The sequence below is a fragment of the Salinibacterium sp. ZJ450 genome (genome assembly GCF_011751885.2).
Taxonomy (GTDB): Bacteria; Actinomycetota; Actinomycetes; order Actinomycetales; family Microbacteriaceae; genus Ruicaihuangia.
Window position 1 is genome coordinate 3,370,088 of sequence record NZ_CP061771.1, and the last position, 19,833, is coordinate 3,389,920.

The window sequence follows — 19,833 nt, forward strand, 5'->3', positions numbered from 1 at the left end:
GCTACGCGGTCGCGATGCCGGGCGACTTGCGGGGCCGAGGGGCACGCTTCGGCTTGGCGGGCTCGGAGTCGACGCCGCCGTCGACCGCGTCCCCGTCGATCGGCGCCTGCGCGGCGATCTTGATCGGGGGCAGGTCGGAGACCGGGCGCTTGTCGCTGGAGAGCCACTGAGGCCGCTCGGGCAGCTTGCGCACGTCCTTGAAGATCTCGGCCAGCTGGTTGTGGTCGAGGGTCTCCTTCTCGATCAGCTCCGTGGCGAGCCGGTCCAGGATGTCGCGGTTGTCGTTGAGCACCTGCCAGGCCTCGTCGTGCGCCTGATCGATCAGCACGCGCATCTCGGCGTCCACGGTCTCGGCGATGGTCTCGGAGTAGTCCCGCGGCTGCTGCATGTCGCGGCCGAGGAACGGCTCGCCGGCGCCGTGGCCGAGCTTGATCGAGCCAACCTTGGCGCTCATGCCGTATTCGGTCACCATCTTGCGGGCGATCGAGGTGGCCTTCTCGATGTCGTTCGAGGCGCCGGTGGTGGGGTCGTGGAAGACGATCTCCTCGGCGACCCGGCCGCCCATCGCGTAGGCGAGCTGGTCGAGCAGTTCATTGCGGGTGACCGAGTACTTGTCTTCCAGCGGAAGCACCATGGTGTAACCGAGGGCACGGCCGCGCGGCAGGATGGTGATCTTGGTTACAGGGTCGGTGTACCGCATCGCCGTCGCGGCGAGCGCGTGACCACCCTCGTGGTACGCGGTGATCAGCTTCTCTTTGTCGTTCATCACGCGGGTGCGGCGCTGCGGGCCGGCCATTACCCGGTCGACGGCCTCGTCGAGGGCGCGGTTGTCGATCAACTGGGCGTTGCTGCGCGCGGTGAGCAGCGCAGCCTCGTTCAGCACGTTGGCGAGGTCGGCACCGGTGAAGCCGGGCGTCTTGCGGGCGAGCACCCGCAGGTCGACGTCATCCGCCATCGGCTTGCCCTTGGCGTGCACGTCGAGGATCTGCGCGCGGCCGTTCAGGTCTGGCGCGTCGACGCCGATCTGCCGGTCGAACCTGCCGGGGCGCAGCAGCGCGGGGTCGAGCACGTCTGGCCGGTTGGTGGCGGCGATCAGGATGACGTTGGTCTTGGGGTCGAAGCCGTCCATCTCGACCAGCAGCTGGTTAAGGGTCTGCTCGCGCTCGTCGTTGCCGCCGCCGATGCCGGCGCCGCGGTGACGGCCGACGGCGTCGATCTCGTCGACGAAGATGATGGCTGGCGCGTTCTCCTTGGCCTGGGTGAACAGGTCGCGCACGCGGCTGGCGCCGACGCCGACGAACATCTCGACGAAGTCGGAGCCGGAGATGGAATAGAACGGTACGCCGGCCTCTCCCGCGACGGCGCGGGCGAGCAGGGTCTTACCTGTTCCGGGAGGGCCGTACAGCAGCACGCCCTTGGGGATGCGGGCGCCTACCGCCTGGAACTTGGCGGGTTCCTTGAGGAAGTCCTTGATCTCGCTGAGCTCTTCGATCGCCTCGTCCGAGCCCGCGACATCCGCAAATGTGACCGTCGGGCTCTCTTTTGACACGAGCTTCGCGCGCGACTTGCCGAACTGCATGACCTTGTTTCCGCCGCCCTGCATGCTGGAAAGCAGGAACCAGAAGATCACGCCGATGATCAGGAACGGCAGCAGGATGCCCATCAGGCTGAGCAGCCAGTTGGTCTGCGGCACCTCGTCGTCGAAGGACGCACCGGATGCCCCGTTGACCGCCTCAATCACCTCGCCACCACGCGGCGCCACGTAGTAGAACTGCACCTGCTTGCCGTTGTCGCCGTCTGCCTTCGACAGGGTCAGGTCGACGCGCTGTTCACCGTCGACGATGACGGCCTTCTCCACGGTGCTGCCGTCCAGCAGCTCCAGCCCCTGCTGCGTGGTCACCTCACGAAAACCGGTGCCACCGATAAGGCTAAACCCGATCCACACAGCGATTGCGCCTACCAGAACGTAGACGAAGGGCCCGCGGAAAATGCGCTTAAAATCCATGATTGTGCAAGGCTACCGCCCAGTCGCTGTGCGAGGTCTGGATGTTCGCCGTGAGGGGAACGGCGCGCCGTTTCCTACGAATACACGTGTGGGGCGAGCACGCCAATCCCCCGCAGGTTGCGGTACTTCTCGGCGTAATCGAGGCCGTAGCCGACCACGAACTCGTTGGGGATCTCGAAGCCGATGTATTTCACGTCGACCTGCACCTTGGCGGCATCCGGTTTGCGCAGCAGCGCGCAGATTTCGACGGATGCCGCGCCCCGGGTTTCGAGGTTGGCGCGCAGCCACGACAGGGTGAGCCCGGAGTCGATGATGTCTTCGACGATGAGCACGTCACGGCCGGTGAGGTCGGAGTCGAGGTCCTTCAGGATGCGCACCACACCGCTTGACTGGGTGCCTGCCCCGTATGAGGAGACCGCCATCCAGTCCATGTCGATGTGCAGCTTGAGTTCCCGCGCCAGGTCGGCCATGACCATGACGGCGCCCTTCAGCACCCCGACGAGCAGCGGCCGGCGGCCCTCGTAGTCTGCCTCGATCTGGCGCGACAGTTCGGCGATCTTCGCCTGGATCTGTTCTTCGGAGATGAGCACCGTGCTGAGATCGCCCGCGACGTCCGTGAGTTCCATGAGTCCTATCCGTGGTCGAGGGCTGGGCCTGCGGCCGTGAAGACGATCAGGCCGTCTGCGCGTTCCACTCTAATGCCGGGCAGGTCAAGGGGACCCTGCCCGTGCCAGTCGGTGACCAGGCGAGCGATCTCGAGCGTGTGCTGCCGACTGAGCGACACGTGGAACTCGCTCAGCACCGCCAGCCGGATCAGCCGGTGGCGGAGCGCCGGGGGGTTCGCGGCGAGTGCGCCGGCCGGCAGGGAGATGCCGCCCTCGGCGATCTCGGCGAGCTCTTCGGCCACCTCGTCGGCGAACCGGTCAAGCGCCTCGTTGTCTTCACGCAACTGGTCGGCGGTGCGGGCGAGGGCCTCGGCAACGCCGGGGCCGAGCTCGGCTTCGAGCAGCGGAAGCACCCGGGTGCGCACTCGCACCCTGGTGTAGGTGGGGTCATCGTTGTGCGGGTCGTCCCAGGGGGTCAGGCTCGAGTCGGCGCAGAACTGCCGGGTGGTGGCGCGGCGGATACCGAGCAGCGGCCGCAGCAGGTGGACTTCGGTGGGCTGCGGGGTGGCGCCGCTCGGGTGAAGTCTGGCGTTTGGTCCTTCCGCGGCATCCGGAACGACCGATTGCCAGACCTCAGCCGGGATGGGAAGGGTGGGGAGGGTCGCGGCTTGGATGGGGTGGGTCGCGGATGCCGCCATTCCCTGCAGGCTCGCCGCCCCGCTGCCTCTGGCGAGCCCGAGCAGCACGGTTTCGGCCTGGTCGTCGAGGGTGTGGCCGAGCAGCACGGCCATCGCACCGCTGCGCGCGGCCGCCTCGCCGATCGCTCGGTAGCGCGCGTCGCGGGCGGCAGCCTCGGGGCCGCCCTGGCCATCCACGAACACCCGGGTGACAATCACCGGGTCAAGGCCCAACTCGGTTGCCTGCCGGGCGGCCTGGGCTGCGACATCCGCTGACCGCTCCTGCAATGCGTGGTCCACGATCACCGCGCCGGCGCGGATTCCGGCGCGGCGGGCCTCGAACGCGGTCGCCGCCGCGAGCGCCAGAGAGTCGGCTCCCCCGCTGAGCGCGACCAGCACCCGGGGCGCACCGGCGGCGCCGTCCTGCGGCCGCACGCCCGGCTCAGAGGACAGGCGCTCGGCGAGGCTGTGGCGCACCGCCCGGCGCACGTCGGCCATTGCCGGGGTCAGCCGGGGGCGTCGTTCGGCGGGCTCAGGGGGCACGGGGTGCATCCGATAACGTTATTGCAGCAATCCACGAGGTTATTGCAGCAATCCACCAGCCAAGGAGCATGTGCATATGGCCGCCTACGACGCCGTCATCGAGATCCCGCGAGGGAGCCACAACAAGTACGAGGTCGACCACGAGACCGGCCGGGTGTACCTCGACCGCGTGCTCTACACCGGGTTCGTCTACCCCACCGACTACGGCTATTTCGAGAACACCCTCGGCCTCGACGGCGACCCCGTCGACGTGCTGGTGCTGCTCCAGCACCCGCTGTTCCCCGGCGTCGGCGTCTCGGTACGCCCCGTCGGCGTCTTCAACATGACGGATGACGGCGGCTCAGACGCCAAGGTCATCGCGGTGCCCGCCGGCGACCCCCGCTGGGACCACATTCAGGATGTCGGCGACATTCCTGAGTACACCCGCAAGGAGATCGAGCACTTCTTCGAGCACTACAAGGACCTCGAGCCCGGCAAGTGGGTCAAGACCGAGGGCTGGGGCGACGCCGCGGAGGCCGACCAGATCGTACGCGACGGCATCGAGAAGCTCGCGGCCGAAGGCCACTAAGGCACGCAGGTTCAGACGATGGTCGGGTTCGCCGGAAGGTGACCCGGCCATCGGTCGTTAACTAGTCGGCCGCCCGGGCGACGCGGTCGACGGGGCTACCGGAACGAGGCCGGTGTTAGCCGGTTGGTCGGCCGATGTATGGCACCAGGTCGCCATACCGCAGCGAGGCGATGCGCACCGTGGTGCCGGGCCTCGGCGCCTCGATCATCTTGCCGTCGCCGAGGTAAATAGTCACGTGATACTTCGTCGCGCCGGTCGATCCGCCGTTTGAGTAGAACAGCAGGTCGCCCGGCTGCATCTGGTTGTACGGGATCAGCAGGCCACGCGCCGCCATGGTGTTGTACTGGTAGGTCGCGCCGTGGCCGCCGATGTTGAGCCCCGCCGAGGCGTAAGCAGCCTTGGTGAGCCCCGAGCAGTCCCAGGAGTTCGGGCCGGCTCCGCCGTAGAGGTACGGCTCACCGAGTTGCGCCTTGGCGAAGTTGATCGCGGTCTGCACGACGCCCGGCTGGGGCTGCGGCACGGCCGGGGGTTGTGGCGCCGGAGCGGGGGCGGGGGCCGGAGCGGGAGCGGGAGCGGGAGCCGGTTGCGGGTCACTCGGGGACGGTTCGGGCGCAGGAGAGGGAACCGGTGCGGGAGCCGGAGCAGGCGCTGGCACGGGCGCCGGAGCAGGAGCGGGAGCCGGCTGCTGGATCACCGGCGGCACCGCGGGTGGCGAGCCCGCGCTCTGCCGACGTTCCCACTCGAGTCCCTCGTAGTACGCCCGCTCGGTCTCCACGCTTGACCCGCGCAACCGCGCGAGTTGTGCATAGAGCTGGTCGCGGACCGTGGTCTGCTCCGATACCAGCGCGACAGACGAATCGGCCACCGCCTGTGCCTCGTCGAAGACGGCCTGCGCGGATGCCGTGAGCTCATCGTGTGCGGCGCGCGCGGCATCCGCCTGCTGCTGCAGCGACTCCGCGGCGTTCCGTTCGGCGATTGCCGTGTTGTACACGCTCACGGACTGCTGCCCGAGCTTGGTCATCGTGCCGAGTCGGCGCAACAGGTCGTCACCGCCCGCCCCGCCGGCGAGCAGCGCGAGCGTGACATCGCCTCCGCCGGTGCGCGACATCTGCGCGACCAGCTGGCCCACGCCTCGGCCTGACTCGGTGGCTCGGCTGGCCGCGACATCCGCCTGGCCCTGCAGCCGATCCGCTTCCGCGGCCGCTTCGGTCAGCGCCTGCTTCGCGGCATTGAATGCCTCTCCGCGCTGCAGCGCGGTCTTGCCGAGCTCGGCAGACTCGGATCCGAGGTCAGCGAGCAGCGCCTCGATCTCGGCGACCTTCTGCCGGGCGGTCGCCTCGGTGGACAGTGCCGCCTCGACCTCTTCCCAGCTCGGGAAGTCCGGTTCGGCATAGGCCGTGCCGGTAGTGCCGAGGGTGAGCCCGAGGGTCCCCGCGACGAAGAGGGCAACGGCTCCCAGTGCGCGACGACGAGACACGATCCCCGCCGCCTAGCGATCCGGAGAGTGGTTAGCCAACGGAGACTCCCCTGCCGCGCAGGTACAGCAGCGGGTCGATGGCCCGACCGTGCTCGTACACCTCGAAGTGCAGGTGGTTGCCGGTGGACGTTCCGGTCGTACCGACGCGTCCGATCACCTGGCCCGCGGCGACCTCTTCGCCGTAGCTCACCAGGATCTGGCTCTGGTGGGCGTAGCTGGTGGCCATGCCGTTGGCGTGCTGGATCTTGACGAAGTAGCCGAAGCCGCCGTTGTAGCCGGCGTACGTGACCCGACCAGCGGATGCCGCGTAGATCGGAGTTCCGCCACCGGCTGCGACATCCTGACCCCAGTGGAACCGCCAGTCGCCGTGCACCGGGTGGATTCTGCCGCCAAAGCCGCTCCGGAGTTCGCCGGCGGCCGGCCATGCCCAGCCCTGTGAGCTGACGGAACCGGAGGAAATCCATCCTCCTGAGCTGCTCGAGCCGCCGGAGCCGCCCGACCCGCTGTGGGCAGCCGCAGCTGCTGCAGCACGGGCCGCCGCGGCCTCGCGCTCCAACCGCTCTTTCTCCTTGCGGGCTTCCTCGCGCACCCGCTCGCCCTCGGCGTACTGCGCCTCGGTGACTTCCTCCGCGCTCTGCAGGACGGCGAGCTGCGCTTCAAGCTCGGCCTGGTGCTCCTGTTGCTCGGCGAGCGCCACCTGGGCGGCATCGAACGCAGCCTGGGCGGCGATCTGCGCGGCTTCGGCTTCGGCCTTGAGCTCTTCCCGGATCGCGGTGGCCACGTCCGCCTGGTCGGTGAGCGACTGTGCCGTGTTCTGCTCCTGCAGCGCCTTCGTGTAGAGACCCTCGGACTGCTCGGTCAGCTTGCTGGCGTAGCCCAGCTTGGAAAGCAGCTGATCGGCCTCACCGGCGTTGACGAACAGAGTGGCACTCAGGTCGCCGCCCTGCCTGGCCAGTTGCGCGGCCATCTGGCCGGCCTGCTGACGCGACGATTCGGCGGTGACGTGGGCGGCATCCGCCTGCGCTTGAAGTTCACTGGCGCGGAACGCGGCCTCCTGGAACGCCTCGTCGGCCTCGCCGTACAGGCGGCCTGCCTCCTGCGCTGCGGCGTCTTTGCCCGCGACATCCGCCTGCAATTGCGCCAGCAGAGTCTGGATGCGCGTGATCTGCGCTTCTTTCTCGGCGGTATTGGCGCGGGCGTTCTTGACGTCTTCCCAGCTCGGGTAGTCAACCGCGTAGGCCGGCTGCGTCGCGCCGAGGCTAATGGTGCCGGTGGTCAGGACACCGAGCGTGATGGCGAGCGCGATCATCCGGCTCCGACGCAGGCTCCGCAGGCCGCGTGTCCCCCCGGTGGTGCGCATGCTGCTCATGAATCCCCGAATCCGTTTGCCGCGAGCGTGCGCTCCGACCGTTTATAACGCCAGTCACATCAGTAACGCTGTCAACAGTAACAACGAACACCAAAGTTTCAACACTGACTTGAACCTAATCGCCTGATGCCGCTAGCCCCGGTTCATTCGCGATTTCTGGGGCCCTCGTGTCTCGGTTTTGCATTTTCCAAATGGTTCCGTATGCTTGTCCCTCGGTAAAGCTAAGAGGTTCTGAACTTCGAGGCCCCATCGTTTAGTGGCCTAGGACACCGCCCTTTCACGGCGGCAGCACGGGTTCGAATCCCGTTGGGGTCACCAAACCATTACAATGAGTTTGATCAGAACGAAAAATTTGTTTAGAACTAAATAGCTAGGCCCTGTAGCGCAGTTGGTTAGCGCGCCGCCCTGTCACGGCGGAGGTCGCCGGTTCAAGTCCGGTCAGGGTCGCCATGGCGAAGAGCCCCTCTCGAGGGGCTCTTTTCCACAGAAGCGACCTGTGTCGCTTCTGGCTCTGTAGCTCAGTTGGTAGAGCGTTCGACTGAAAATCGAAAGGTCACCGGATCGATGCCGGTCGGAGCCACCACGTAAAACCCCCGCCTCGTCGGGGGTTTTTCTTTTTCCCGTCGGTGTGCGGCCACTGAGCCGTATCGGATACGGATGCGATGACCCCAAAAGGGGGGTGGCCATTGGCTCGTGTCGCGCTTACCGTGTTGAGTGACCCCCGTTTGAGGGTCAGCGGTCGCCGAGAAGAGTCGCCGTAGCGCTTCCCTGATCGGTCGCCGCACCCGAAACGCTCGCCTACCCGAAAACGCGACGTGCAATGTCCCGAACCAGAGCTGCCCCATGGCCGGGGGGACGGCCGGAATGACGTCGCGCCTCGGTCCGTTCGATGAGCACGCCGGCGACCTGCCGCGTGGCACACTCCCGCCCGAACAGTCCACCATCCGGGTTCGGGAACTGAGCGCCGTGCATTCGTTCGCCACCACGGCGCATGAGGCCTCGCTGTTGATTGTCGGCGCGCCCGGATCCGGTAAGACCCGCCTACTCAAGGCGGTAGAGGATGCCGCAGGCTTGCCGACCTATCGGGTGCGGGTCAACCCGGCCGAAGTGGACCTTCCGCTGTCCGGGCTCTCCGCCGTGCTCGCGTCGTTCCATGACCCCGCAGCCGCGGGGCGATCGAGTACGCTCCTCGCCGCGCCCGAGCAGCACGGTGCGCTCACCAGCCGCGCCGCCGAGCTGCTGTCATTCGTGAGGTCGCTTTCCCACCCCGCTAGCCTGCTCCTGATCGACGACATCGACCGGATGGATACGGCCAGCCAGACCGTTCTCGGCATGACCGCGGCGCGGCTCGGCGGCACCGGACTGCGCCTGGCCGCCACCGCCTCGTCTGCACCGAGCGACGGGCCACTGGCCGCACTCCCGCGGGTGAAGATCGCGCCGCTGTCCTTCGCGGAATCCCTCGCTCTCGTGTCCGAGGTCACGACCGGGCGCTCCACCGAGGCGGTTCGCCGGCTGCTGGTCTCGGCGGTGGGTGGCAACCCCCGCGCGCTCACCGGGGCAGCCCGCGCCCTCACCGCAGAACAGCTGGCCGGCATGGCCCCGCTGTCGCTTCCGTTCCGTGCGGCGCCGCACGGTGCCGCCGCCGTTTTGGCCGATGCCGCCGAGCGCTCCCCGGATCGTCGCCGGCTGATGGAGCGCCTGGCCAGCGCGTCGCTCAGCAGCCGGGCGTCGATCCAGGAGTCGCCCGACGTCACCGCGCTCGATGAGCTGCTCTCCTCTGGCATCGCCGTCTCGGACGGCCGATACGTGCAGTTGAGCGATCCGCTCCTCCGCTCCGAGCTGTACTGGTCGCTCGACGCCGCCACGCGCCTCGACCTCCACACCGCGGCGGCCCAGGAAGAACGAGAGTATGAGCCGGGCCTAGCGTCCTGGCACGCCAGTTGGGTGGCCGCGACGCCGCCGCCCGCGACCGAGCTGCTCGAGGCCGCGACCCAGTTCACCGAGATCGGACGAGTCTGGCAGGCGGTGGAACTCGCGGAACGCGGGCTTGCGATCGGGCGGGATCCCGCCCACGCGGCAAGCGCCCTGTACGACCTCTCATACGCGATGTTCCTGCAGGGCGAGCTGGCCTACGCGGACCGGTACGCGCGCCTCGCGCAGCGGGTGGCCGGCAATGACGGGATCGCGTCCAGGCTCGCGACCCTGCGCACCCGGATCGAGTTCATGTCGAGCCATGAGCTGCGCACCGCTGATGCCGACGACTGGGTGAACATCGACGACTCCCGGTCTGCGGATGACGCGGCCCAGATGCTCTCGGTCATCGCGTTGCACCACGCCGAGCGCTGGGAGGTGGACGCGGCACGGGAGTCACTGGAGCGCGCCGCGGTGCTGCTGCCCGAGGCATCCGCCGATACCAACGAGATGTACACCCTCGCGGCGATGCTGCTGGCGGCCGTCGAGGGCAACCGCGAGCCGACCGACACCATGTTCCGGCACGTCTCACACTCGGGCTTCGCGCAGATTCCGCCGATGAAACTCCTCGTGCTCGGCCGATGCCTGACCCTGCTCGACCTGCACACCGCCGCGCGGCGAATCTTCCGCACCGTGCTGGGGCTCGAACCGGCTCCGGCCCCGATCTGGCTGGAGACGGCTCGCTACTTCCACGCCGAAAACGAGGTACTTGCGGGCAATCAGTTCGAGGCCGTGTCGATCATCGCCGAGCTGCAGGACGCCCAGCCCGAAACGCAGGTGCACCGCGCCCGGCACAAGCTGCTCATGGTCTGGTATTGGCAGGCCCTCGGCAATCCGGAGGCGGCAGAAGCCGCCGCGGCGGAATGCCGCAAGAGCTTCGCCAGCGGCGCGAACCCCGCGCTCGCGGCCAGGCTCGCCACACTGCAGGGCAGCTTCGCGATCACCCAGGGTCGGTATGAGGATGCCATCGCCATCCTGCGCAGTGTCGGCGCGACCGGTCACGAGTGGGCGAACCCCAACCTGCTGCGGTGCGACGCCGACCTGATCGAAGCCTGCGTGCTTGCGGGCCGGCTGGATGAAGCCGTCACCGAGTTTCGCGACTTTCACGCCAGGTCGATGCCGTACCGCACCCGGTGGACGATGCTCGCGATCGCGCGGGCGAACGCGTTGGTCACCCCCGGCGACGCGTCGATCAAGTCGTTTCAGCAGGCGGTACGCCTCTGGCATCCGGGGGACTCGCCGTTCGAGTTGGGGCGCACCCTGCTGAGCTATGCCGACCGTTTGGCCGCGCTCGGTCGAGCCCAGGAGAGCAGGGAACAGTATCTCGCCGCCCAGATGGTCTTCGCGCAGCTCGGCGCGAAACCGTGGCTGCGACGCACGGACGGTTTGCGCGCCGAGGCAGCAGGCCAGACCGCAGAACATCCGCTGCTGCAGGCGCTCGCTCCCGACGAGCGGCTCGTCGTCGACATGGTGCGTCAGGGCCTGCACAACAAGGAGATTGCGGCGCGGCTGTTCGTCTCGCTGCGCACGGTTGAGGTTCGACTCACCCGCGTCTATCACAAGCTCGGCGCCAGGTCGCGAGCCCACCTGACCGCCATGCTGTCCAACGGCGACGGCGGGCCAGCGCGCGGCGTGCCCGACTGGAGCGACACGTCACCGTTCCATCTGGAAGCGACGGACGAAGGCGGCATCCAACGCTGACGGGCCGGCTGCATTGGTGCTTGCTCAGCTCCGCTGCGGAGCGGTGTGTGTGGTGCGTCGTGCCGGGCTCTTCCACATGCCGGTGGATGTCGCTCTGAAGGCCGCGGGCAACGCACACAGGCAGATCGCTGCGTCGACTACCCGAATGCCGAGGAATCCGAAACCCAACAGCAGGTACTTCGGACGCCGGGTCACGCTCGCCGCGAGAATGGTGAGCAGATAGTCCGGGATGAACACCCCCAGGAGCACCGCCCAGGCAGGGACATACTGCGAGATCAGCCAGGCCGGGCCGGTCGTTTCGGCGGTCACCATGACCCACACCCACGCCCCGGTGGACACGAGGATGATCGGGAGCGCCAGCAGCAGCATGACGCTGCTGGTGATGAGTTCAGCCACGAACAACGCGAGCGCTCCGCCGAAGCGACCCAACCGGAAGCCGTGACGGCGAACCGTCTGCCAGAACCCGAGCGCCCAGCGGCGGTACTGCCTGCGGTAGTCGTGGAAGGTATCCGGGTCCTGGGTGTGAGCGATCGCAGCCCCGGGGTGGAACTCGATCCGACCCAGCTTCTTGGCGTGCACTTCGAACGTCATGTTGAAATCTTCGATCGCCAGCCCCGGCGCGCTGATCTCGATGGATTTGAGGGCGTGTGCCCGGTACATGCTGGCGAAGCCGGGAACGATCGAGACGACGTTCACGCGCCGCGCCGCCTGCCCGTACTTGAGCAGGAATTGCACGGCAACGTAGAAGCGTTCCCGGTAGGCGATCAGGAACCGGCCGAACCGCGTTGCCGGCAGCGGATCAACGACCGTGGTGGCGCGACCCGCGACGGCGACGACGTCTGGGTCGTCGAACAGCGGCAGCCCCGTCGTCATGTAGTCGGCGGACAGTCGGGTGTCGGCATCCAGCACCATGACCACATCGCTGCGCTCGGTCAGGTCGAAGTGGGAGATCGCGGCGGCCAGCGCACCGGCCTTGCCTCGGTTGATCGCCAACTCGAGCACGTTCGCACCTCGCTCGCGAGCGATCTGCGCGGTGTGATCGGTCGAGGCATCCGATACGACATAGACATTGCCCGGCGGCACCAGCTCCTGGGCCGACCGGATTGTGCCGTCGAGTACCTGTTCTTCGTTGTGCGCGGCGATCAGCACCGACACGTTCTCGGTGCGTATCCTGCCCGGTGCTCGCGGCGGACGCCCCACTATCTTGCTGCGTGCAACGCGCAATCCGCCGACAACGGTCCATAGCACCGTATTCACGCCGAGTACGAGCACAAGAACGATGATGAAGGTGAGCATCCGGGTGCACTCCAGCGGATCGGGTTATCGGGTAGTGGAGCACCAGACACACGGGGGTAAGCCGCAGTGCCGACCCTTTGACAGTGCGCTCGACACCCGCGCCACACAAGGCCCCGGTGGTTAACCGCAGCCCGCTGCGGTAATTGTGCGGGAAACCACATTCTCAGCCCAGAGCCTGCCCCAGCTCCCCTGTTGGCCTTCACACTGGCGAAGAGTCCAGCGCAACCCTCGCCGGACTGCCGTTCGCTCCACCCTCTAACCCCGAATACCCGAACTCAACCCGAAGCGGTTCGTCACGGTTCGTACCGTTCACGCCTTGGACAAATTCTCCGAGGATGCGCCCAGCGGTGATGACGATCGAGGACTGATGACCCGCACCCAGAGGATCCAGCATGTCCACGAACATTGCGACGCCCTCAGTCGTGGCTACCCCGCGGCACGAGGCGCGAACGACCGATCAACCTGACCTCGAGTTCCGGCCCAATCTGGTCGCACGCGACCACCAGTTCGACTACGACGTGGCAATCGTGGGTCTCGGCTATGTCGGCTTGCCGACAGCGCTCTCCTTGCACGCGGCCGGCGCGAGCGTGCTGGGAATCGATGTTTCGGAACTCCGGCTAGCCACGATTCGAAACGGCGAGGCCGACCTGCTGCGCTCCGACCAGGAGCGCCTCGCCCAGGCGCTGCAGGCGGACGACTTCACCATCAGCGGCGACTCCCTCCAACTGAGCACCGCCGCGGCCGTGATCGTCTGCGTGCCCACGCCGATCGACCCGTACCAGACACCCGACCTGAGCATTCTGCGAAGCGCCTGCGCGATGGTCGTGAATGCGGCGGTTCCGGGCCAGCTGCTCATCCTGACATCCACCACATACTCCGGCTGCACGCGCGATCTTCTGGTGACCCCGCTCGAGGAGGGCGGCCTGGTCGTCGGTCGGGACATCAACGTCGCCTTCAGCCCGGAACGCATCGACCCCGGAAACGATCGGTTCGCGCACGAGGACGTTCCGCGCGTGGTGGGTGGCGCCACTGAAGGCTGCCTGGCTGCCGCCGAGGCGCTGCTCGGCCGATACGCACGCACGATGCACGGGGTCAGTTCTCTTGAAGCCGCTGAGATGACCAAGCTGCTGGAGAACACATTCCGGGCGGTCAACATCGCGCTCGCGAACGAGTTCGCTGAGGCATGCCTGGCCCTCGGCATCCCCGTCATGGATGTGATCGGGGCGGCCGCAACCAAGCCGTACGGGTTCATGCCGTTCTATCCCGGCGCCGGCGTCGGCGGACACTGCATCCCGTGTGACCCCCACTACCTGCTTTGGCAGTTGCGCAAGGAGCACATCCAGGTGCCCGTGATCGAGCAAGCGATGTCCGAGATCGCTCGACGCCCGCGACGCGTCGTCGAGCGCATTCTGGAGACCCTCGCCGATCGAGGAAAGCCCCTCGACGGCGCTCGCGTGCTGGTGGTCGGCGTCTCGTACAAGCCCGACGTTGCCGACCTGCGTGAGTCGCCGGCGCTCGAAATTCTGAGCATGCTCGCCGCCCACGGAACGGAGATCGGCTACTACGACCCGTTCTTCAAGTCGCTGCGGTTGAAGGACGGCACGGAGATTCTCGGAACGAGCGAGCCTGGACTGTTCCACCCGGACCTGGTGGTGCTGCACACCGACCATGCCGGAACCGACTGGTCGTGGCTTGGCCCAGACGATGTCGTGCTCGACACCACCTACCGCCGATCCGACCTGCCTCAGCGCGTGCTGCTGTAGCCGACACGCGACTTGAGGAGCATCGTGAAGAGCGTAATCACCGGCGGAGCCGGCTTCATCGGCAGCCATCTCACCGAATACCTGCTGGACCGCGGCGACGAGGTCGTTGTCCTCGACGACCTGTCAACCGGGCGCCAGCAGAACCTCGTCACGGTCGCGACCAACCCGAGGCTCGCCATGGTCCACGGGTCGGTGCTCGATCAGGCATTGGTGTCGACTACCGTGGCCGGTGCCGACCGGGTGTTCCACCTGGCAGCCGCGGTCGGGGTCAAACTCATCGTCGAGGAGCCGCTGACCAGCCTGCGCACCAACATCCACGGCACCGAGAACGTGCTCGACGCCTGCGTTGCCGAGGGCGCGACACTGCTGCTCGCGTCCACCAGCGAGATCTACGGCAAGAACACCGCAGACGGGCTGAGCGAGGACGCCGACCGCATTCTGGGGTCCCCCCTGCTGTCGCGCTGGACCTACGCGGCCGCCAAAGGCATCGATGAGGCGTTCGCGCACGCCTACGGGACCGAGTACGGATTGGATGTCGCCATCGTGCGACTGTTCAACACGGTCGGGCCACGGCAGACCGGGCGGTACGGCATGGTGGTGCCGAATCTGGTCGGCCAGGCGCAACGCGGCGAACCGCTCACCGTGTTCGGCGACGGGCTGCAGACCCGATGCTTCTCCTATGTGGGCGACGTGGTGCCTGCGATGGTGCGGCTCGCCGAGACCCCGGCCGCGTACGGGCGGGCGGTCAACCTCGGAGGAGCGGAAGAGGTCTCCATCCTCACCCTCGCGAACCGCATCATCCAGGTGTTGGGCAGCGACAGCGAGGTGCGGCTGGTGCCGTACTCGGAGGCGTACGCCGACGGCTACGAAGACATGCGCCGGCGGGTTCCGAACAATGCGCTCGCCCGCGAGCTCGTCGGCTTCGAGCCGAGCACGCCCCTCGACGAGATCATTCGTCAGGTTGCCGGCGCCAACGCCGACGGGAACGGCAACGAACCGATGCCGCTCGCCGCGACATCCGATGCTGCGGTGGCATGATGTGCGGGATCATGGCCTGCCGCACGACGGCGGGAGCGGCCGACTACCTGGTGGCAGGCCTGACCATGCTCGAGTATCGCGGGTACGACTCCGCGGGACTCGCGGTGTCGGCCGCCGATGGCTCCACTGCCGTTTTCCGCACCACCCAGCGCGTGAATGCATTGCATGACCTGGCGAAGGCCTGGGGTGGCCCGAGCTTGGGCGGCATTGGAATCGGGCACACGCGCTGGGCTACTCATGGCGGGGTGCGCGTCGCGAATGCGCACCCGCATCAGGATTGCCTGCGCCGGCTGAGTGTGGTGCACAACGGCATCATCGACAATGCCCCGCACCTGCGCGCTGAGTTGCAGCAGCTCGGCCACGTGTTCCAGTCGGATGTCGACAGTGAGGTGATCTGCCACCTCGTCGAAGACGCCCTCGCGACAACCGGTGACCTGCTGGAGGCGGTGAACCGTACCGTGCAGCAGCTGACCGGTTCATGGGCAATCGTGGTACTGGACGGCGAGACGCGGCGGATGGTGGCCGCGGCGCACCGGTCCCCGCTGCTGGTCGCGCACTCCGACCGCGGAATGTTTCTCGCCAGCGACGTCTCGGCGATCGCCGACTGGGTGGACGAGTTCCACATCCTCGACGACGGTGACGTGGTCGAGGTCAGCGACGAGCTGGTCTGGCTGCGGGACGGGGTGGCCGTGGATGCGCCCGACCCAATCGCGTCCCCCACCCAGGCCTCAGGGCGACGACTCGACGCCGGCGACCACATGGCCAGCGAGATCGACGAGCAGCCGGAAGCCGCCGCCCGGGTGCTGAATGACATCGGCAGCCTCATCGCCAACGGCGCCCTATGGCGCGGACTTGGACTACCCCGTTTCGATCGCCTGAGGGTCGTCGCGTGCGGCACCTCGCTGAACGCGGGTCAGGTGATCGGAGCGGGGCTCAGCAGGCTGGGGGGCCTCGCGCACAGCGTGGTGGTTGCCAGCGAGGCGGCCGGCTCGGTTATCGAGCCCGGCACGCTGACGCTCGCGATCAGCCAATCGGGAGAAACCGCCGACGTGCTGCGCGCAATCGACGAGAGCCCGATAGGCACCCCGGTGCTCGCCCTGGTGAACAACGCCCATTCCACGCTCGCCCGCAAGGTGGGCTCGGTGCTCGTGTGTCCTGCCGGCCCCGAAGTCGGGGTGGCCGCAACCAAGACCTTCGTCTGTCAGGTGCTGATGGGCGCGGGCCTCGTCATCTCGGCCTTGGTCGCCTCCGGTCGGATGTCGCAGACCACAGCCCGCGCGCTGGTGGATGATCTCGCGCAGACCCCGGAACGGCTCGCCGCCGCGGCAGACTCCGCGCGACTGGCGCTCCCCGGAGTGATCGAGGACGTGCGGAACGCGAACGGCTTCATCTTCCTCGGACGCGGCGCCGCCGTGCCATACGCCGCGGAGGGCGCGCTCAAGCTGAAGGAGCTCACCTACCGCTGGGCCGAGGCATACCCAGCCGGCGAGCTGAAGCACGGCCCGCTCGCCCTGGTTGAAGACGGCACCCCCGTCGTGGTGGTGGATGACGCCGACCCTCGCCTGGTCGGCAATATCGCCGAGGTGAGCGCACGAGGCGGCCGCATCCTGACCATCGGTCAGCCCGGCAGCCGCATCGAAGTGCCGCTCTCCAAACACAGTCCCTGCGGCCCGCTCGAAGCCGTGGTTCCCCTGCAATTGCTCGCCCTCAACTTGGCCGCCGACCTCGGGTTCGATGTCGACAAGCCACGCAACCTCGCCAAGTCCGTCACAGTCGACTAACTCCCAACCCGATGAGGAGAAGCCCCGAAATGAATACTCCAACCCGTGAACATCGCAGCCCGGTGCTGCGCCGAGTGGCGGTGATCGCCGGACTCGCCATGGCAATCACCGGGATCCAGGCGGTGTCGGCGAACGCACTACCGACCGACCCGGAAACTACCATCAGCATCACCTTCGATGACTCCAACGCCGACCAGCAGGCGGCGGTCAACATCCTCGACTCGCACGGGATGAAGGGCACCTTCTACACGGTGTCCGGATTCGTCGACGCGCCCAACTACCTCACCCGGGCACAGTTGACGGCCATGCAGGCGAACGGGCATGAGATCGGCGGTCACACGGTGACTCACGCCGACCTCACCACGTCATCGGCAACCGAGGCGAGGCGGCAGGTCTGCAACGACCGCGCGACGCTGCTCGACTGGGGCTTCCAGGTGCGCAGTTTCGCGTATCCGTTCGCGTCGGTGAATGACGCGGCCAGGGCGATCGTGTCTGACTGTGGCTACAACAACGCTCGAGGACTCGGCGACGTGGAGACGCGGTTCGGATGCGCCGGCTGCGGTTTCGCGGAAGAGATCCCGCCTGGCGATCCCTTCGTGCTCAAGGCACCGGATCAGCAGGACTCGACCTGGACTCTGCAGGACCTGCAGACCACCGTGATCAATGCCGAAGAACGTCGCACCACGGCAACCGGCTGGATCGTTCTGACGTTCCACCACCTGTGCGACAACGCGTGCGATGCCTTGGCGATATCGTCAACGGTCTTCGGGCAGTTCACCGACTGGCTCGCCGAGCGGGCAACGACGGAGAACACACACGTGCGAACCGTCGGTGAGGTCGTCGGCGGAGCGGTGAAGCCGGCCGTCAGCGTTGCGGGGATCACCCCTCCTGCTCCGGGACCCGGCGTGAACGGTCTACTCAACCCCAGTCTGGAGACCGCGGGCGCCGGCGGAGCACCGCAGTGCTGGCAGTCGTATGGCTTCGGCACCAACACACCCGCGTTCGCTGCGGTGAATCCCGGTCGAACTGGCAACGTCGCTGAGCGGATGACGATGTCGGCCTACACGGACGGTGACGCGCGGCTCATGCCCGTGCTCGACCTCGGTGAGTGTGCTCCGACGGTAACGCCCGGCAAGACGTATTCGCTGCGCGCCTGGTACACCTCCACGGCGCCGACGCAGTTCGCCGTCTACCTCCGCAGTGGCATCGGCACGTGGCAGTACTGGACGTCCAGTCCGCTCCTTGTCGCGGCTACGGCGTATACCCAGGCCGAGTGGACCTCCCCCGCGATTCCCGCGGGATCGACCGGAATCAGCTTCGGCATGAACCTGATCTCGACCGGCACGCTCACGACCGACGACTACGCTCTGTACGACACGGTGGGTGCGCCGCCGGTGACCGGAACGCCGCCACCCCCGGCGACCGGGGCCGGACCGTTCGTGCAGAAGCTCTATCGGGACTTCCTCGGCCGGGCAGCCACGGCGGCAGAGGTCGACCGTTGGTCGATCGTGCTGGCGGCCGGGCCGCAAACGCACTACTCCGTCTCGACGGAGTTGTCGCGCTCGGATGAGTGGATCAGCACAGTCGTGACGAAGTTCTACCGGGACACCCTGGGGCGCGAACCGGATCCCGCAGGACTGGCGGGATGGGTTCAAGCGGCCAAGGCGGGAATGCCGGTGGCTCAGATCGCGGCAGGGTTCTACGCTTCCCCGGAGTACTTCGGAACCGTCGGTCAGAACAACTTTGGGACGTGGGTCAGCGACCTGTATCAGAAGCTGCTGCTGAGGGCGCCGGACGCAGCAGGACTGCAGGGCTGGGTTACCGCCCTCCAGGCCGGCATGGGCCGCGATCAGCTTGCCTTCGGGTTCTACCAAGCACCGGAGACCCTCGGCGTCAGGATCACAGCGCTCTACCAAACGCTGCTGAGCCGGCCACCTGAGGCGGGAGCGATCCCGAACTGGTCACCCTTCGTTCGCGACTTCGGCGATCTTGTCCTCGCTGCTGCCCTTGCCGGCTCTGCGGAGTACAACAACCTCGCCCAGGCGACTCCGTGACCGTGCGGATCCGCCCTCCAAGGAAACGGTAAATGATCCGATCCCCGGACCAGGCTGTGGCCGATGACGACGCACCCGTCGTCATCGGCCACAGCCGCGTGCCGCTGGCATCCGCCCTGCTGATCGCCGGGGCCGCGGTGCTGCTGATCGGCGTGATCGTGACCCTGGTGGTGATCATGATGAACTCTCCGCGGCAGTATCCCTGGCACACGAACATCGTGGCGACCACGTTCTGGGTGGGTGAGGTCTTCGACCCGAACGCCGATGACGGCAGCCAGGTGATCTCCACCTATGACGGTGGCTGGTACGCGAACTACGGCGGCTGCGACGGCGTCATCACCGGTGGCGTCTGCGAGACCGAACCGCGCACCGCAGACAACGGCTACTTTCCGCACCACATCATCCCGCAGGAGAACCCGTTCTACCTCGACCTTCCATACGACGACGTGAACGACCCGGAAGGCTTCGCCATGCGCGGCAGTGTGATCCCGTGGGCCGGCGACGCGCCATACCGCGACCGGATCGAGGACCGCGACTTCAGCCTGATGAAGAACCGCTGGGTGCGCATCCGCGCCAACGGGCGCACCTGCTACGGCCAGATTCAGGATGCCGGACCCGGCGAGTACCACGACGCCCAGTACGTGTTCGGGACCGACGACGCCCGGCCCGCTAACCAGCGATACAACAACGCTGGCATGGATGTGTCGCCCGCCCTGAACGGCTGCCTGCGGTTCAAGGATCTGAACGGCGAGAGCGATCGGGTGAACTGGCAGTTCGTCGAGTTCGAAGACGTCCCGGAGGGGCCGTGGCTGCGGATCGTGACCACCAGCGGCGTCAACTGGTAGCGGCTGCGGGTAGCCACATCCCGCTGCGCAAAGCCACATCGTTCTGGGCCGCCCCTGCCGCTGGCACCGTTCGCGGCTCACAATTGCCGAGAGTTCCCATCAGCGGGAGCACACAGGCGGCGACATCCGCTCGACAAACC

13 protein-coding genes and 3 tRNA genes are annotated in these 19,833 nt (G+C 67.3%); 10 read left to right on the top strand and 6 right to left on the bottom strand.

Annotated elements, in window-relative coordinates:
• Window position 1: 1 nt before the first annotated feature.
• From ftsH to HCT51_RS16430, 3 genes are all read right to left on the bottom strand, one after another.
• On the bottom strand, window positions 2-2,005 hold the full coding sequence (ftsH, locus tag HCT51_RS16420) for an ATP-dependent zinc metalloprotease FtsH (protein ID WP_166874880.1): 2,004 nt from the start codon (window positions 2,003-2,005) through the stop codon (window positions 2-4).
• 74 nt (window positions 2,006-2,079) lie between these two features.
• Window positions 2,080-2,631 (bottom strand): hypoxanthine phosphoribosyltransferase, encoded by a 552-nt coding sequence (gene hpt / locus HCT51_RS16425; protein ID WP_166874877.1) that lies wholly within the window; start codon window positions 2,629-2,631, stop codon window positions 2,080-2,082.
• 5 nt (window positions 2,632-2,636) lie between these two features.
• Window positions 2,637-3,839 carry a tRNA lysidine(34) synthetase gene (locus tag HCT51_RS16430; RefSeq protein WP_166874874.1) on the bottom strand — a complete coding sequence of 401 codons (1,203 nt, stop codon included), beginning with the start codon at window positions 3,837-3,839 and terminating at the stop codon, window positions 2,637-2,639.
• Between the two features lie 67 nt (window positions 3,840-3,906).
• On the opposite strand from HCT51_RS16430, the gene ppa reads away from it, so the two are divergent.
• Entirely contained in the window at window positions 3,907-4,398 is a 492-nt protein-coding gene (gene ppa, locus HCT51_RS16435) for an inorganic diphosphatase (RefSeq protein WP_166874871.1), read from the top strand.
• A gap of 115 nt (window positions 4,399-4,513) precedes the next feature.
• Here ppa and HCT51_RS16440 read toward each other — a convergent pair whose 3' ends face one another.
• Both HCT51_RS16440 and HCT51_RS16445 read right to left on the bottom strand, forming a co-directional pair.
• A complete protein-coding gene (locus HCT51_RS16440; protein WP_166874868.1) occupies window positions 4,514-5,875 on the bottom strand; it encodes a C40 family peptidase in 1,362 nt (453 codons plus the stop codon).
• A 31-nt stretch (window positions 5,876-5,906) separates the two neighbouring features.
• Entirely contained in the window at window positions 5,907-7,244 is a 1,338-nt protein-coding gene (locus HCT51_RS16445; protein WP_166874865.1) for a peptidoglycan DD-metalloendopeptidase family protein, read from the bottom strand.
• Between the two features lie 242 nt (window positions 7,245-7,486).
• Here HCT51_RS16445 and HCT51_RS16450 point away from each other — a divergent pair.
• The 4 genes from HCT51_RS16450 to HCT51_RS16465 all read left to right on the top strand — a co-directional run bounded on the left by HCT51_RS16450 (window position 7,487) and on the right by HCT51_RS16465 (window position 10,916).
• Window positions 7,487-7,562: transfer RNA gene (locus HCT51_RS16450), tRNA-Glu, on the top strand.
• 55 nt (window positions 7,563-7,617) lie between these two features.
• Window positions 7,618-7,694 (top strand) — tRNA-Asp (locus tag HCT51_RS16455).
• Window positions 7,695-7,751: 57 nt separating this feature from the next.
• Window positions 7,752-7,827 (top strand) — tRNA-Phe (locus tag HCT51_RS16460).
• A 281-nt stretch (window positions 7,828-8,108) separates the two neighbouring features.
• A complete protein-coding gene (locus HCT51_RS16465; RefSeq protein WP_166874862.1) occupies window positions 8,109-10,916 on the top strand; it encodes a LuxR family transcriptional regulator in 2,808 nt (935 codons plus the stop codon).
• Between the two features lie 24 nt (window positions 10,917-10,940).
• On the opposite strand, the gene HCT51_RS16470 is transcribed toward HCT51_RS16465, so the two are convergent.
• On the bottom strand, window positions 10,941-12,212 hold the full coding sequence (locus tag HCT51_RS16470; protein ID WP_166874859.1) for a glycosyltransferase family 2 protein: 1,272 nt from the start codon (window positions 12,210-12,212) through the stop codon (window positions 10,941-10,943).
• Window positions 12,213-12,604: 392 nt separating this feature from the next.
• On the opposite strand from HCT51_RS16470, the gene HCT51_RS16475 reads away from it, so the two are divergent.
• From HCT51_RS16475 to HCT51_RS16495, 5 genes are read left to right on the top strand one after another with little or no spacing between them, the layout of a single operon-like run.
• The gene (locus tag HCT51_RS16475; RefSeq protein WP_166874856.1) at window positions 12,605-13,975 is read left to right on the top strand and encodes a nucleotide sugar dehydrogenase; all 1,371 of its coding nucleotides are present in this window, start codon (window positions 12,605-12,607) and stop codon (window positions 13,973-13,975) included.
• Window positions 13,976-13,999: 24 nt separating this feature from the next.
• Complete coding sequence (locus HCT51_RS16480; RefSeq protein ID WP_166874853.1) at window positions 14,000-15,013, top strand: NAD-dependent epimerase/dehydratase family protein; 1,014 nt, start codon at window positions 14,000-14,002, stop codon at window positions 15,011-15,013.
• An 11-nt stretch (window positions 15,014-15,024) separates the two neighbouring features.
• Window positions 15,025-16,794, top strand: coding sequence for a glutamine--fructose-6-phosphate transaminase (isomerizing) (gene glmS / locus HCT51_RS16485; RefSeq protein ID WP_224760547.1), 1,770 nt, complete (start codon window positions 15,025-15,027; stop codon window positions 16,792-16,794).
• A 29-nt stretch (window positions 16,795-16,823) separates the two neighbouring features.
• On the top strand, window positions 16,824-18,848 hold the full coding sequence (locus HCT51_RS16490) for a DUF4214 domain-containing protein (protein WP_166874850.1): 2,025 nt from the start codon (window positions 16,824-16,826) through the stop codon (window positions 18,846-18,848).
• A gap of 32 nt (window positions 18,849-18,880) precedes the next feature.
• On the top strand, window positions 18,881-19,693 hold the full coding sequence (locus tag HCT51_RS16495) for a hypothetical protein (RefSeq protein ID WP_166874847.1): 813 nt from the start codon (window positions 18,881-18,883) through the stop codon (window positions 19,691-19,693).
• Window positions 19,694-19,833: the final 140 nt, after the last annotated feature.

Coding starts and splice junctions, on each gene's coding strand:
- HCT51_RS16475 (WP_166874856.1), top strand. CDS start 12,605: ATGTCCACGAACATTGCGACGCCCTCAGTCGTGGCTACCCCGCGGCAC.
- HCT51_RS16495 (WP_166874847.1), top strand. CDS start 18,881: ATGATCCGATCCCCGGACCAGGCTGTGGCCGATGACGACGCACCCGTC.
- HCT51_RS16445 (WP_166874865.1), bottom strand. CDS start 7,244: ATGAGCAGCATGCGCACCACCGGGGGGACACGCGGCCTGCGGAGCCTG.
- HCT51_RS16470 (WP_166874859.1), bottom strand. CDS start 12,212: ATGCTCACCTTCATCATCGTTCTTGTGCTCGTACTCGGCGTGAATACG.
- HCT51_RS16465 (WP_166874862.1), top strand. CDS start 8,109: ATGACGTCGCGCCTCGGTCCGTTCGATGAGCACGCCGGCGACCTGCCG.
- glmS (WP_224760547.1), top strand. CDS start 15,025: ATGGCCTGCCGCACGACGGCGGGAGCGGCCGACTACCTGGTGGCAGGC.
- hpt (WP_166874877.1), bottom strand. CDS start 2,631: ATGGAACTCACGGACGTCGCGGGCGATCTCAGCACGGTGCTCATCTCC.
- HCT51_RS16430 (WP_166874874.1), bottom strand. CDS start 3,839: ATGCACCCCGTGCCCCCTGAGCCCGCCGAACGACGCCCCCGGCTGACC.
- HCT51_RS16490 (WP_166874850.1), top strand. CDS start 16,824: ATGAATACTCCAACCCGTGAACATCGCAGCCCGGTGCTGCGCCGAGTG.
- ftsH (WP_166874880.1), bottom strand. CDS start 2,005: ATGGATTTTAAGCGCATTTTCCGCGGGCCCTTCGTCTACGTTCTGGTA.
- ppa (WP_166874871.1), top strand. CDS start 3,907: ATGGCCGCCTACGACGCCGTCATCGAGATCCCGCGAGGGAGCCACAAC.